The organism is Labrys sp. ALF-8 (genome assembly GCF_059699065.1).
Genome location: NZ_AP048538.1, coordinates 1,669,617 through 1,682,794 on the forward strand (window position 1 = coordinate 1,669,617; position 13,178 = coordinate 1,682,794).

Annotated in this window: 16 protein-coding genes; 7 read left to right on the plus strand and 9 right to left on the minus strand. The window is 55.8% G+C overall.

Annotated features, from left to right (window positions below; translation table 11 throughout):
- Window positions 1–14 precede the first annotated feature (14 nt).
- The 5 genes from AC6H34_RS27965 to AC6H34_RS27985 all read right to left on the minus strand — a co-directional run bounded on the left by AC6H34_RS27965 (window position 15) and on the right by AC6H34_RS27985 (window position 3,627).
- Complete coding sequence (locus AC6H34_RS27965; protein ID WP_497541016.1) at window positions 15–695, minus strand: hypothetical protein; 681 nt, start codon at window positions 693–695, stop codon at window positions 15–17.
- Window positions 692–940 (minus strand): hypothetical protein, encoded by a 249-nt coding sequence (locus AC6H34_RS27970; protein WP_497541017.1) that lies wholly within the window; start codon window positions 938–940, stop codon window positions 692–694. Before AC6H34_RS27970 ends, AC6H34_RS27965 begins: the two co-directional genes overlap by 4 nt.
- Before the next feature lie 486 nt (window positions 941–1,426).
- A complete protein-coding gene (locus AC6H34_RS27975; RefSeq protein ID WP_497541018.1) occupies window positions 1,427–1,804 on the minus strand; it encodes a DUF7303 family protein in 378 nt (125 codons plus the stop codon).
- Window positions 1,805–2,143: 339 nt separating this feature from the next.
- Window positions 2,144–2,839: a DUF4145 domain-containing protein gene (locus AC6H34_RS27980; protein WP_497541019.1), complete on the minus strand. Its 696-nt coding sequence runs from the start codon at window positions 2,837–2,839 to the stop codon at window positions 2,144–2,146.
- Window positions 2,840–3,081: 242 nt separating this feature from the next.
- The gene (locus AC6H34_RS27985; protein WP_497541020.1) at window positions 3,082–3,627 is read right to left on the minus strand and encodes a recombinase family protein; all 546 of its coding nucleotides are present in this window, start codon (window positions 3,625–3,627) and stop codon (window positions 3,082–3,084) included.
- A 381-nt stretch (window positions 3,628–4,008) separates the two neighbouring features.
- Between AC6H34_RS27985 and AC6H34_RS27990 the strand changes: the two genes are divergently transcribed.
- Together AC6H34_RS27990 and AC6H34_RS27995 are read left to right on the plus strand one after the other, a co-directional pair.
- Window positions 4,009–4,695, plus strand: a complete 687-nt coding sequence (locus AC6H34_RS27990) for a hypothetical protein (RefSeq protein WP_497541021.1) — start codon at window positions 4,009–4,011, stop codon at window positions 4,693–4,695.
- Window positions 4,696–4,838: 143 nt separating this feature from the next.
- Window positions 4,839–5,075 carry a hypothetical protein gene (locus AC6H34_RS27995; RefSeq protein WP_497541022.1) on the plus strand — a complete coding sequence of 79 codons (237 nt, stop codon included), beginning with the start codon at window positions 4,839–4,841 and terminating at the stop codon, window positions 5,073–5,075.
- A gap of 147 nt (window positions 5,076–5,222) precedes the next feature.
- On the opposite strand, the gene AC6H34_RS28000 is transcribed toward AC6H34_RS27995, so the two are convergent.
- The 4 genes from AC6H34_RS28000 to AC6H34_RS28015 all read right to left on the minus strand — a co-directional run bounded on the left by AC6H34_RS28000 (window position 5,223) and on the right by AC6H34_RS28015 (window position 8,682).
- Window positions 5,223–5,738, minus strand: coding sequence for a hypothetical protein (locus AC6H34_RS28000; RefSeq protein ID WP_497541023.1), 516 nt, complete (start codon window positions 5,736–5,738; stop codon window positions 5,223–5,225).
- A 137-nt stretch (window positions 5,739–5,875) separates the two neighbouring features.
- Window positions 5,876–7,231 (minus strand): tyrosine-type recombinase/integrase, encoded by a 1,356-nt coding sequence (locus AC6H34_RS28005; RefSeq protein ID WP_497541024.1) that lies wholly within the window; start codon window positions 7,229–7,231, stop codon window positions 5,876–5,878.
- 123 nt (window positions 7,232–7,354) lie between these two features.
- Window positions 7,355–7,852, minus strand: coding sequence for a CYTH domain-containing protein (locus AC6H34_RS28010; protein WP_497541025.1), 498 nt, complete (start codon window positions 7,850–7,852; stop codon window positions 7,355–7,357).
- Window positions 7,853–7,935: 83 nt separating this feature from the next.
- A complete protein-coding gene (locus AC6H34_RS28015) occupies window positions 7,936–8,682 on the minus strand; it encodes an RNA methyltransferase (protein ID WP_448147995.1) in 747 nt (248 codons plus the stop codon).
- Window positions 8,683–8,880: 198 nt separating this feature from the next.
- On the opposite strand from AC6H34_RS28015, the gene AC6H34_RS28020 reads away from it, so the two are divergent.
- The 5 genes from AC6H34_RS28020 (at window position 8,881) to AC6H34_RS28040 (ending at window position 13,178) form a co-directional block, all read left to right on the plus strand.
- On the plus strand, window positions 8,881–9,123 hold the full coding sequence (locus AC6H34_RS28020; protein WP_448147996.1) for a hypothetical protein: 243 nt from the start codon (window positions 8,881–8,883) through the stop codon (window positions 9,121–9,123).
- 65 nt (window positions 9,124–9,188) lie between these two features.
- Entirely contained in the window at window positions 9,189–9,836 is a 648-nt protein-coding gene (locus AC6H34_RS28025) for a glutathione S-transferase family protein (protein WP_497541026.1), read from the plus strand.
- A gap of 109 nt (window positions 9,837–9,945) precedes the next feature.
- Window positions 9,946–11,157 (plus strand): NADP-dependent isocitrate dehydrogenase, encoded by a 1,212-nt coding sequence (locus AC6H34_RS28030; protein ID WP_448147998.1) that lies wholly within the window; start codon window positions 9,946–9,948, stop codon window positions 11,155–11,157.
- Window positions 11,158–11,275: 118 nt separating this feature from the next.
- The gene (locus AC6H34_RS28035) at window positions 11,276–11,743 is read left to right on the plus strand and encodes a RidA family protein (protein ID WP_448147999.1); all 468 of its coding nucleotides are present in this window, start codon (window positions 11,276–11,278) and stop codon (window positions 11,741–11,743) included.
- Window positions 11,744–11,933: 190 nt separating this feature from the next.
- The gene (locus AC6H34_RS28040; protein WP_497541027.1) at window positions 11,934–13,178 is read left to right on the plus strand and encodes a GNAT family N-acetyltransferase; all 1,245 of its coding nucleotides are present in this window, start codon (window positions 11,934–11,936) and stop codon (window positions 13,176–13,178) included.

Below are 13,178 nucleotides of genomic sequence, written 5' to 3' on the forward strand. Positions count from 1 at the left end.
ATAAAGCGAGACCCCTAATCGATGAGAACAGTGAGTTTGCGGACACTCAGTTTTTCACCAGTCAGTGCCAGCACGACGTCACAGATGAGTTGCGCCTTATGCTGACTGGCCAAAATCATAGCATCTCGCCAATTATAAGACTGCGAATAAAAGACGCAGGATTTTTCCTCCCCAATGTCATACATCTCCTCCGCACCTTCACCAAGTGCGAAGGTATGGATAAAATTACCATTTTCATCCGAAATCGCGTAGCCGTGCTTGTCATCGTCATCGGAATCTGAGTCATCGTCCGGTAGGAAGTGCCTGTCTTCTTCGTCTACAGTGCCATCGTCGTTGAATCCGTAGACGCACAGTCTTGCTTTATCTTTAAGACACTCCTGAACAAAACGCATAATAGTCTCTTTTTCTTCGCGAGACATAGCTTCGAACTTGTAAGCGGCTGACGCCTTATCGGCCAGCTTCAGATTATCGCCGACCGTCATTCCGGCCATCAGATGATAGCTGAGAAAATAGCCTTGATGACCGACGTGAACGACGACGGATTCAGCGGTTACCGCGTCATCGGATGCGGCTCCGTGGTTCCCGTGTGAAGTCAGAACCACATCTTTGTTGGTGAAAGGGTTTCGAATTTTGATCGCGCCGTTTTCAGGCGAGCCGCCTACCTTCGGTTCCGCCGCGCCGCTTTCATCACTCATTGCGGCACCTCTTGACCGACGTAATGGCCGAACTGATCAGCCAAGCGATACACCCGCTTCAAGCGGCGTCTGGATGCTGCGAGCAGACCCGATTTGGTGCTGCCGTTCCATGGAATGATGTAGCCGGATTGAATGCCATCAATCTCTTCGCGGAGATCGCGCGCCCATACATCCAGCACGTCCCATTGATTGTGATATCCCATAGTCTCAAGCTGCCGTTCACTCGGTATTCGATTCATAGTCATTGCGGTATCCTGCTATTGTAAATACCCCGCGATTGACCGCTTACGCAGTCCATGTCGCGCCGTGAAGCACGGTCTATACGCTTATCTATTGCAGGTCAAGCATTCATATACGCCAAAAATTATAAAAATATTTGAATTTTTGTTACACACTCCCTATTTTTTGTATATCTATACTTTGATTAAAGCGGCAATTACGAACACAATATATTGTTGTATTTCGATGTATACTTGCTTGGTTAAGGTCATTGCAAGCGGAGCCGACAAATGCGGTCATGCGGCGCACGTACAAAAATCCCTGCCCGCGTTCAAAAACGCCGATGGACTATGTGAGATGCTTTGACCGTGCCGCCGCGCAACAGCCGCACAAAGAAAAAGCCGATCTTTCGACCGGCTCGATTTGATCCAATGATTTTCTAAGGCGGGAACGCGATTAGCGGGATTGGCCGATTCTGTCTAACGCTGAATCGACCTGTCGTTGTGGTTAGCTCACTTAATCCGCCAGACCCGTACGCCCGCCACACCTTCGCGTTCAAAGTCAGCGGCTTTCCACTTCTTATCGCCCTTCTTGTTCCGGCCGTAAACCGACGACGTGAACGACTTCGCCTTCATTCCCGGTATGAAGAACGATTGGTTCAATCCCAATAGCTCATAGGGATATTTGCTCTGACGAGTCCGTTGTCCGGTTGGAACCGGAATACCTTCCTCGATATCGATCCCATTGATTGTCTGAACGATCCGATGAGATGCCTCGACATTCTCAACAGAAGCTTCAGTTCGTATTCCCGCTTTCCTACCGCGTGCCATTATTTGTACTCCGTCATGATTGATGGACGGAGAATATGCGCCACGTACAGAAATGGTCAACTAAGTGAGGTCTGGGATTCTCAATTTGACTGTATTGGCGAGCATGGAAGGCGTGACGATGCCTCCCAACGGCCTGCCGTTCCATTCAACCCAACATCGCCACGTGTCCGGAAGCTTGTACGATTGATTGTAGTGACGTGCCTCGTTAATCACCTGTCGCAAGCGATCAATTAAAACGGCATGCTCTCTGAATTCCCGCCTGATAGCCGCCATCGCAGACCATATCTGATCATCTTCAACCCCTTCGATAATGATCCGATACATACCGCCCCCTAAAGCGTGATAGTTTACCCGAAAACCTTCAGCCCCAAGAAACCCGCGCCCAAAACGTAATTAAGATTAAATCTTCTTGAATCGAGTGAGCATGCCGGTTAAATGCTTCATCTGGTAGAGAGACTTCAATATCTCCTTAATCAACTCAATACCGGCTGTAGCTTCATCCTTGGATATTTCATCATACGCTTTCGATTCAACATGCGCCGCGTCATTACCGAGAGTCTTCAACTCCATCATCGCATCGAATAGCTCTTTATAAATCATCAGCGATGTCTTCAGATTGTTCAACCGATCATGCAGCGTCTTACCATCCGCCTTGTTATCCTCGCAAATCATCTCAAGCACCCGTCGAACCATGATCGCGGATGCTCGATAAGCTTCAGCCGCATGACATGCTATCGCTTCAGTAAGTGCGTCCGCTATTCCTTCAGGGATGTTATCAGGAGAGAAATCCAGTAATTCAGGTGGCATAACGAGATATGGTTGAGGTTTACCGTATGCACCAACTGTTAAAATCAAACCATTACAATGAATGTTAGGACAAAAACGAATTGCAGCTACGTATTCATAAGCCGGCCTTTGTCTTGGATCGTTTGCCCGCCCATATTTTATATACGTGTATCCTCCATTCATCGCACCGAATGACCCGACATGCCTACAGTGAGGACATCTTATAGAGGCATTGGGAATGACATTCTTCGCTGCCCCACTGAGAATATCGGCTTGAAGAAGATTGGGATTCTCTAATTCGCTGGCCATACCCAATGCTCGCATGATTGAACGATGAAGCCGGAAGATTACGTCAGACTTCTTCTATGTCCAATGATACTGCCACTGAATAAATCAGCTAATCGACCTTGACCCAACCAACCCAATCGACCTTGTGCAAAAAAAGCCCGAATGAGCTTGAAGAAAAAAAGCCGAACACAAAAATCCAAAATCGAAAACAGGGCGAACACAAGTCCGCCCTGCCCTCAATCAAACCCGGATATGACGTTGCGTCAGCCCTGAATGGCCCGATAGACGCTTGCCCTACCGATATCGAGTTCCCTCGCAATCTCAGACGGGTTTTTGCCTTCGGCATGAAGCTTGCGAACATCATCGGCCTTGAGGCTGGCAGATGGTTTACGGCCTTTGTAGGCACCTTCTGATTTGGCTTTGGCAATCCCTTCGCGTTGACGTTCCAGCATCATTTCCCGTTCGAACTGCGCAACCGATCCAAGAACGTTCAACATCAGCTTGCCGGTTGGCGTCGCCGTATCCAAATTCATTGCCAAGATGCGCAGCGAAGCACCCTTGGCTTCAATCTTGTCCATCAACTGAATGAGGTCGCGCATGGATCGAGCAAACCGGTCAAGCTTGGTCACCGTGAGCGTGTCGCCATCGCGAAGATAATCAATGGCCGTTTCCAGCGCTTCCCGCTTCGCTACAGACGATATCTGCTCGCTGAAGACCTTCTGACACCCGGCAGTATCCAAGTCCCGTAGCTGAGCGTCCAAGCCGGCTTTCTGTTCCAGCGTTGATGTACGGGCATACCCAATGATCATGATGTGTCCATTCGTCCGATAGGTTCTAAGACGTTCTGAATCTAATTGTCCACAATGTCAATACCATTTTATTGGACGCAATCGGATAGCATCGCGGACGCGTCCGAATGACCCTGCCCTATTGGACAAAACATCTGTGCCTTCGGCCTGAGCCTTCGGCTTTCCATCCGGATAATAACCCTCCTTCGTCAGCCTACTAAATCCGTAGACTATTGACGTTAGCGAGCGTTTACTTTGACATTTTACCCGGACAAACTCGACGGGCATGGGGGAATCCGGAGTCCGACGCTTGGCGTATACCCTTTGAAATTTTTCTGCCATTTTTCTGCTTTTTGTACATGATGGTGGTATTAACAGTGCAAACCAAAGTCGCAGGGATGCATGCCTGAAATCGCACCTGTAATTACCGACCTCTGGTATGCCATTACGGCCAACGCTGTGGTGGCCTCTCTAACAGTAGGAGCCATGAGCGCTATTGGCACTTTTTTAGGGGTTCGATGGACTACCAAAACAGCTATAGCGACCAACAACAAGACAGTCGAAACAGCTATAGCGACCAACAACAGGACAGTCGAAACGGCGTTGGCAACTGCGAATTTGGCCGCCCAATACGCTTATTCAAACAAAATAGCTGAATTCAGGCAGAATTGGATAAATGAACTTAGAAATGATATAAGCCAATATTGTTCTTCTGCTGAGAGATACGTACGGCTTTACAAAGATACCAATGAATCGCGGGGTGAACGCCTCGACTTTGAAAGCCCTCCTCCGAAAGAGATGTTGGAGCATTATCTTGAGGCAAGAAGGCTGCTAAGCCGAATAAAGCTTCGGATCAATCCTGACCCGTCCCCTCACGAGAAGGACTTTCTGAAGGCAATCCCCGGCCTAATTGACGCACAAGGTCTCAGACCTGACGACTCTGGGAAGTATCTGTCAATTGAGAAATGGTCGGGCAAATATGATGACGTCATTGAGAAATCGCGGCTCGTTTTGAAAGACGAGTGGAAAGCGACAAAAACCCTCCTGTCTCCGATTATCGGACCGCCAACATCCCCGCCTGCTTCTTAGAGCGGAAATAGTCGGGTCATTTTACATTGTGTAACAAAGTTAGCGTGTGTCCTATGTCACATGCCGAACCGAGTTCCTCTTGAAGAAGCTGAAAAGTCGCCGTATCTGTCTCCTCGTCTTAACACATAAGGAGAATTAAAGATATGTCTTGGAAGGAAGGTTTACCGGGTTGGTTCGGTCTCGCTGACCGTATTCTTGCGGGTCATTATCTTGACGAACAGCGCTTCAAGGAAGGCCTCAAAGATGCAAAGGCCAGCGGCGCAACTTATGAGGATGTGGAGAAGGAAGTCGTTTACTTCATTTATAAAGAGGTTAAAGGACCGGATTTACGCGAACATATTGACAAGCAATTGAAGACGCTCAAGACGGCTTGGAAATGAGAAAACCGCTACGGGGCATCATCAACCCCGTAGCGGCTCACTTGAGAGTACCGACAATCTGTTATCGGCATTCATATTTAGGGGAGGCAAATCGTCTCCGGATGTCGCCTTCCCCGATATCGTAAACAGGTTTATTCCAATGCGAGCTTATTTAGCGCTCTGATATCGTCTTCCGAGATAGGTCACGACAACGGGTGCGTCCATCAGGTCTTCATTGGCCTGTTTGGCTCGTTTGTCGGCGTCGGTCCAAACACCGCCGTGGCGGATGACATCGGCGTTCAGCGCGGTGTTGCGGGCAAAGCCTTCGTCCAGTTGACGCTTCTTGGCCTCGGAAATTAGCCCGTTCAGTTCACGGTTCTTGTTCATGCAATCCGGACCGTAGTCGATCCCGAACAGGTCGCGGCAGATCTTGTTGTTGTTCTGGCAGGTCGCGTCACATGAGGCGACAAGCTCGCTCCGAAGCTGTTCCTTCACAGCCGCGCGGTAGCCTTGGCCTTCGGAGACGTTGTAGCCAATCCATGCCAGCGGCACGGCAACGGCAACCCATATCACCAGCCGATTGGAAGGCTTCTTGGCCTTGGCGTCCACGAACTGCTTTGGTGCGGCTTCCGTCGCGAGAATGTTTTCGGGCGGCACATAGCCGCCATGATCAGCGATAGGCATTTGGGTTCACTCCAAAACGTGAATCCCGACTATGAATCGACTCCATTTACGGAGTCAATTAAGGATTCATTAATGGAGTCGATTATTATTCTAATAGTCATCTCATAAAAAAAGCGGGCAATTTGCCCGCTTTTCTCTCACTTAAAAGCCTCGATCATGGGTTTTAAAGCCTTTTCCATCGCCTGTTTCAAAACCGTAAGATTGTATCCATCACCATAAGTGCCACTCATCCCCCCTTGAGTATGGCCCAATATTTGATTTTGCACGCCGTCGGATGCACCCGTATTGCGAAGCGCGTCCTTCATCGTGTGACGCCAGCTATGCCAAGTCGCCTTGGCGTCCGTGATTTCGCAATCCTTCCGAAGGAAGTACTGGTTTATCGACACGCTGAAGCTATCCGAAGGCGTCTTCAAAGCCATATATTCCGGGAAAATCGGTCCGGTCTTTGGTGCCCCCTGAAGCAGGTCAATAAGCGGCTTCGGCAGAGGTATCAAACGCTTCGATTGCTTGGTTTTCGTGCGGCGATTTTCGTTCGATTGGATGAGGATGTAGGGAATCTCGGTATCGAGCTTCACCTCTTCGGCGTTTAGTCCGACGATTTCATTGATGCGAGCACCCGTAAACGCGGTGATCAAGGCTATCGTGCGCAACTCGCTGGCTTCCTTGCTGATCAGCTTGGCAAGGATGATTTCGATTTCCGCCTTGGTGAACGACCTACGCCTTTCATTGTCGGGAATCTCATCGAACGCTCTAACGGACTTCCACGGGTTCGTCGGGGGTATAGGTAGCTCGTTAAGTCCAAACTGAAAGATTGTCTTCAGAAGGCCAAGTCGTTGATTAACCGTGCTCGCCTTGATTTCCTTCAATCGGGCATTTCGATATGAACGGCATTGATACTTGTCGATTTTGGTAATGTCCCGGTCGCCGCCGATATGTTTGATGAAGCGATCAATCTCAGCGGTTCGGACGCTTTCGAATTTCTCCGAAGCGGAGCCCCTGCGCTTTCTGTCCGGGTTTTTTTCTTGCAGGTAGAGCTTCAGCGTCTTCCGTATCGTCAGCACATTGCCAGCGGGCGCAATGCGGGTTTCTTCACTGAAGAGTTCCACGCCTTCGGCCGCGAGCAACGCTTTCGCCTCTTGAATCTTTCGTTGGCGGAGAAGTTCACGCTCGTTCGGTGCTGGCCTCACCATGAACCTGTCCAACGGTGACCGGTTCTCACGACGCCATTTGAGATCGGCCACTATTCCGCGTGCTCTGGCCAGCTTGGCCTCTACCTCTGCTGCGAACGGAGCGACCCTTAGCGAAGCCTCCGCTATATCACTCGTATCGAGCGCCAACTTGAATTCGGTTTGGCCGATGAGGCTTCTGAGTCCGGCTGGTACAACCTTCCGGTACTCCAATTTTCCGGAGCCCGTCCTTTGAAGGTTCTTTCCTTTAGTCGAATTCCCACTTGCCATTTTTGGACCCTTTGCAGTGCGGCTTTGTACCCGCATAAAAACTCATTGCAAAGGCTCAAAATCGGTCCATTTCTGCCCGTTTTGACCGGTTTTTCCATCTTTTTTCGAAACCGATCTATCTTTTTTTGATCCCAAAGCGGCACGCTGGTGGCAAAGGTACTATGACGCGTCGGCCATGACGGTCTTGTCGCCCCAGCTTGCGTAGGGATAGCGCGCCAGATTGGAGTTGCCGTATCGCTTGTCGCTCGTCACTTCCTCGCCCACCCATGACGGGATGGCGATTGCCTGGTCCTCACGCTCTAGTTCGACCTCGGCCAGCACGAGGCCGGCATTGCTTCCCCCGAAGACGTCGACGGCCCACAGCGTTCCCTCATGCATCACGTCGTAGCGCGTCTTGACCACGAGCGGCTCGATGCTGAAGCGCTTGATGATCTCCATCGCTTCGGACTTAGGGATCTCGTACTCGAATTCGTAACGCGTCATCATCCCCGGCTCGCTCTTGAGGGTGATGAAGCCCTTGTCCCCGAACACTCGGATCCGAGCGCGCAGCAAGGGCGTGCGGCAGAAGTAGCCTTGGCGAATGGTGGCGGAAGAAAGTATCTCCCGGCGCCAATCGTCACTGCGAACGAGGAATTTGCGCTCGATTTCAATACTCATGGGGCACCTGCGATAGGCCAGACGATCGCAGACTAGCGCCCCAATGTGACGGAGGTTTCGCGATGGCGCGCGCTTCCTCCTTCTCAGTCCCGCTTGATCCGGGTGCCCTGCCGTCCGCCCACCAGCGAAGCCACCGCGCCGCGCATCGTCTGGACGTCCTGCTCGGTCATCTCCAGCCGATGCCAGATGTTGCGGAAGTTGCGGACCATCACGTCGCGCTTCTCGGGGGGATAGAAGAAGGAGACGGCGTCCAGTTCCTTCTCCACATAGTCGAAGAACGCCAGCATGTGCTCGCGCGTCGCGGGCGGGGACGTGCGCGTGGACGCGATGGGCGCTTTGCCGCCCGAGATCAGCTTCCACCACTCATATCCCACGAGCAGCACGGCCTGCGCTAGATTGATCGAGGTGAAGGCTGGGCTGACGGGGAAGGAGATGATGGCATCCGCCAGTGCCACGTCGTCATTGGACAGGCCCATCCGCTCCGGCCCGAACAGCACGCCGCTGCGAGCGCCGTCGCCTGCCAGCGCCTGCATCTTCCGGGCGCCTTCGTCCGCCGCGAAGATCTCCTTCATCTGGCCGCGCTCGCGCGCCGTCGTGGCAAAGACGTAGTGGAGGTCGGCGACCGCCTCCTCGGTCGTCTCGAACAGCCTGGCATTGTCGAGCACGGCGGAGGCGCCGGAGGATGCCTGGCGGGCGCCCTTCTTCGGCCAGCCGTCCCGAGGAGAGACCAGGCGCATCTCGCTCATGCCGAAATTCATCATGGCACGGGCGCACATGCCGATATTCTCGGCAAGCTGGGGACGAACCAGAATTACGGCGGGAGGCGTCACGGCTGTTCTCACGTTCGAGGCAGGGATTCCCGCTCCATACCGCCCTTCGCCCCTGCGGTCGATCCCTGTTACCTTCGAAACATGGCCATCACGCCCATCCGGGCCTGCGTGTCATTCCGCACGGCCTCGCCCAAGCCGCCGGCGATAGGGTCCTCACATAGACAAGGGCACAACGCCCGCACATGAAGGACCACCACGATGCGCAAGACCCTTCTCACCCTCGCCTTCGCAGCCAGCGCCCTGACGGCCGCCACCACCGTCTCCCTCGCCGATGACTGCGACTACGGCTACTCGGGCGGCTACGGCGGCTATTCCAATTCCTACCGCGTCACCCAGACCTACAGCCGTACCACCTATTACGATTGCCGCACGGTGAGCTATCGCGTCTGGGACGACTATTCGCAGACCTACATCTATCGCACCCGCGAGGTCTGCAACTGAGGCCTGGCCTTCCAAAAGCCGTGCGGCCTGATACCCTGAAGTCCAGGCAGAGCAGGGAGCAGGCCGTGAGCGATGACCTCGTCTTCTACACAAATCCGATGTCGCGCGGACGAATCGCCCGCTGGATGCTCGAAGAAGTCGGTCGTCCCTATCGCACCGAAATCCTCGATTTCGGCACCACGATGAAGGCGCCGGGCTATCGGGCCCTCAATCCCATGGGCAAGGTACCGACGATCTCCCACCGCGGTACGATAGTAACCGAGGGCGGCGCGATTTGCGCCTACCTTGCCGATGCCTTCCCGGCGGCCGGACTGGCGCCGGCGCCGAACGATCCCGCGAGAGGTTCCTATTATCGCTGGATGTTCTTTGCCGCCGGGCCTGTGGAGGCGGCAGTGACCAACAAGGCTCTCGGCTTCGAGATCCCGGCCGGCCGAGAGCGCATGGCGGGCTATGGCTGCTTCGCGGATGTCATGGACACTCTCGAGTTCGCCGTCTCGCAGAACGAATTCATCGCCGGCGACAAGTTCTCCGCCGCCGACGTCTATTTCGGCGCCCAGATCGGCTGGGGCCTGATGTTCAAGTCCATCGAGCAGCGCCCCGCCTTCGAAAGCTACTGGCGCCGGATCTCGGACCGACCGGCGGCCATCAGGGCACGCTCGATAGACGATGCCCTGGTGGCGGCCATGAAGCAGGCTCAACCGGCGGTTCGATGATGCATCTTCCCCGCGGCAAAAATTGCCGAAGCGGTCGCTGCCCAGCTTCCCCCTTGGGGAGCGCGGTGCTATAGCCGCCTCATATTCCCCAAAAAATGAGGCGTTTACGATGGCGAAGATCAAGGTGGCCAATCCGGTCGTCGATATGGACGGCGACGAGATGACCCGGATCATCTGGCAACAGATCAAGGACAAGCTGATCTTCCCCTATCTCGACCTCCAGCTCGATTATTACGACCTCAGCATCGAGAACCGCGACAAGACCCGCGACAGGGTGACCGTTGAGGCCGCCGAGGCCACCAAGCGCCATGGTGTCGCCGTCAAATGCGCCACCATCACGCCGGATGAAGCCCGCGTGAAGGAGTTCAATCTCCAGGAAATGTGGAAGTCGCCCAATGGCACGATCCGCAACATCCTCGGCGGCGTGATCTTCCGCGAGCCGATCATCTGCAAGAACGTGCCGCGCCTCGTGCCCGGCTGGACCCAGCCGATCGTCGTCGGCCGCCATGCCTTCGGCGACCAGTACCGCGCCACCGATTTCCGCTTCCCCGGCAAGGGCACGCTGACCATCAAGTTCGTCGGCGAGGACGGCACGGTGATCGAGAGGGAAGTTTTCAAGGCACCGGGGGATGGCGTGGCGCTCGCCATGTACAATCTCGACGAGTCGATCCGTGAATTCGCCCGCGCCTCCTTCAACTATGGCCTGGCGCGCAACTTCCCGGTCTATCTGTCGACCAAGAACACCATCCTCAAGGTCTATGACGGCCGTTTCAAGGATATCTTCGCCGAAGTCTTCGAGAAGGAGTTCAAGGCCGAGTTCGACAAGCGCAAGCTCACCTATGAGCACCGCCTGATCGATGACATGGTCGCCTCGGCGCTCAAGTGGTCGGGCGGCTATGTCTGGGCCTGCAAGAACTATGACGGCGACGTGCAGTCCGACATCGTGGCCCAGGGCTTCGGCTCGCTCGGCCTCATGACTTCGGTGCTGCTCAGCCCCGACGGCAAGACTGTGGAGGCCGAGGCCGCCCACGGCACGGTGACCCGCCATTATCGCGAGCACCAGAAGGGCAAGGAGACCTCGACCAACTCCATCGCCTCGATTTTCGCCTGGACCCGCGGCCTCGCCCATCGTGCCAAGCTCGACGACAATGCCGAACTCGCCAAGTTCGCCTCCACGCTCGAGAAGGTCTGCGTCGACACGGTCGAATCCGGCTTCATGACCAAGGATCTGGCGCTGCTCGTCGGGCCGGATCAGCGCTGGCTGTCGACCAGCGGCTTCCTCGACAAGGTCGACGAGAACCTGAAGAAGGCGATGGCTTAAGCGCCATCGCCCTACCCCGTGACCACGGGCATCCCGCCTGCCTCTCGAACGACACCGTTTCCGGGAGCAGGGGGACGCCTGCGGTCCAAGGAAGCCTCCTCTTTCCCAGGATTTTCCCATGTCCGCCATCGATACACGCCTTGCCGAACTCGGCATAACCCTGCCCACCCCCGCGGCCCCGGTCGCCAACTATGTCGGGACCGTCCGCACCGGCAACCTGCTCGTCATTTCCGGCCAGCTCTGCTTCAACGCCGAGGGCAAGCTCGCAGCCACCGGCAAGCTCGGTGCCGGCACCGTTACCGTTGAAGACGCCCGGGTGGCGGCGCGCTACTGCGCCATCAACGTGCTCGCCCAGATCAAGGCGGCGGTGGGTTCCCTCGACAAGGTGGTGCGTGTCGTGCGCCTGGGCGGCTTTATCGCTGCTACCGCCGATTTCACGACGCATCCCGCCGTGATGAACGGCGCTTCGGACCTGATGGTCGAGGTGTTCGGCGACAAGGGACGTCATGCCCGCTCCACCATTGGCGTGCCCTCGCTGCCGCTGGACTCGACCGTCGAAGTCGAAGCGCTGATCGAGGTTGAATGACTACCGACAGGGCAAGCGGACGAAAGATAGCAACGGTTTCGTCATCGCCCTGCCGAAACGCGCAGGCGCGGGAATGTCCCTCTTGCCTCCTGCCTGATCACGCCTAAATGATTGGCAAGGCGCCGCCACGGCCTCGACCGTGCGGCGGCTCCCCCTATAGTGATCCTGCAATAGTCGAGGGATTTTGGCATTGAGCGATACCGGCTTCACGATCAAGGTTGCCTCCTCGATCGAAGCCGTCGGACGTGACGACTGGGACCTGTGCGCCAATCCCATGCGCGCTTGGCCGCAGCAGGAGCGCGGCGGAGTCGAGCGTGCGGCTGCTGACGACAGCGAGTTGGCGGCCCCAGACCCCGCTGCCGAACATTTCAACCCTTTCATTTCCTACGATTTCCTGCACGCTCTCGAAGCGAGCGGCTGCGTCGGCCAGCGCAGCGGGTGGACACCGCTGCACCTCGTCGCCGAGCGCCCCGACGGTCGGCTTGCGGGGATCATGCCGGCCTACGGCAAGACCCACAGCCAGGGCGAGTATGTCTTCGACTGGGGCTGGGCGGACGCCTATGAACGGGCCGGCGGCCACTATTATCCAAAGCTGCAGGTGAGCGTGCCCTTCACCCCAGCCACCGGCCGGCGTTTCCTGATCCGTCCGGGCGAGGACAGGGGTGAGGTCTCGGCGGCGCTCGTCGCCGGAGCGAAGGCCACGCTGCGCTCGATCGGCGGTTCCTCCATACACGCCACCTTCATCGGCCATGAGGACTGGCAGTGGTTGGGCGAACAGGGCTTCCTGCAACGCACCGACCAGCAGTTTCACTGGATCAACGAAGGCTACGGCAGTTTCGAGGACTTCCTCGCCGCCCTCGCCTCGCGCAAGCGCAAGACCATCAAGCGCGAACGCCGCGATGCCCTCGCCAACGGCATCACCGTCGAGCATCTCACGGGCAAGACGCTTACCAGGGAGGCCTGGGACGCCTTCTTCTCGTTCTACATGGATACCGGTTCGCGCAAATGGGGCCGGCCCTATCTGAACCGCAAGTTCTACGCCCTCATCGGCGAGAGCATGGCCGAACATGTGCTCCTGGTCATGGCCAAGCGCGAGGGACGCTATATTGCGGGCGCCATCAACTTCATCGGTTCCGATACGCTGTATGGCCGAAACTGGGGTTGCGTCGAGGACCACCCTTTCCTGCATTTCGAACTCTGCTACCATCAGGCCATCGACTTCGCCATCGCACGCGGGCTGAAGCGTGTCGAGGCGGGCGCCCAAGGCGAACACAAGCTTGCGCGCGGCTACCGCCCGGTTACAACCTACTCCGCCCACTATATCGCCGATCCCGGCCTGCGCCGCGCGATCGACGATTACCTGTCGCATGAACGTGCGCAGGTGGCGGCCAATCACGAAGCCCTCGACGAGGCAGCGCCCTTCAAGAAAGGATAG

Bases quoted from the DNA above. Each gene is read 5' to 3' on its own strand.
- AC6H34_RS28035 (WP_448147999.1), top strand. From the start codon at position 11,276: ATGTCCGCCATCGATACACGCCTTGCCGAACTCGGCATAACCCTGCCC.
- AC6H34_RS27965 (WP_497541016.1), bottom strand. From the start codon at position 695: ATGAGTGATGAAAGCGGCGCGGCGGAACCGAAGGTAGGCGGCTCGCCT.
- AC6H34_RS27995 (WP_497541022.1), top strand. From the start codon at position 4,839: ATGTCTTGGAAGGAAGGTTTACCGGGTTGGTTCGGTCTCGCTGACCGT.
- AC6H34_RS27980 (WP_497541019.1), bottom strand. From the start codon at position 2,839: ATGGCCAGCGAATTAGAGAATCCCAATCTTCTTCAAGCCGATATTCTC.
- AC6H34_RS28005 (WP_497541024.1), bottom strand. From the start codon at position 7,231: ATGCGGGTACAAAGCCGCACTGCAAAGGGTCCAAAAATGGCAAGTGGG.
- AC6H34_RS28000 (WP_497541023.1), bottom strand. From the start codon at position 5,738: ATGCCTATCGCTGATCATGGCGGCTATGTGCCGCCCGAAAACATTCTC.
- AC6H34_RS28020 (WP_448147996.1), top strand. From the start codon at position 8,881: ATGCGCAAGACCCTTCTCACCCTCGCCTTCGCAGCCAGCGCCCTGACG.
- AC6H34_RS28010 (WP_497541025.1), bottom strand. From the start codon at position 7,852: ATGAGTATTGAAATCGAGCGCAAATTCCTCGTTCGCAGTGACGATTGG.
- AC6H34_RS28030 (WP_448147998.1), top strand. From the start codon at position 9,946: ATGGCGAAGATCAAGGTGGCCAATCCGGTCGTCGATATGGACGGCGAC.
- AC6H34_RS27970 (WP_497541017.1), bottom strand. From the start codon at position 940: ATGACTATGAATCGAATACCGAGTGAACGGCAGCTTGAGACTATGGGA.
- AC6H34_RS27985 (WP_497541020.1), bottom strand. From the start codon at position 3,627: ATGATCATTGGGTATGCCCGTACATCAACGCTGGAACAGAAAGCCGGC.
- AC6H34_RS27990 (WP_497541021.1), top strand. From the start codon at position 4,009: ATGCCTGAAATCGCACCTGTAATTACCGACCTCTGGTATGCCATTACG.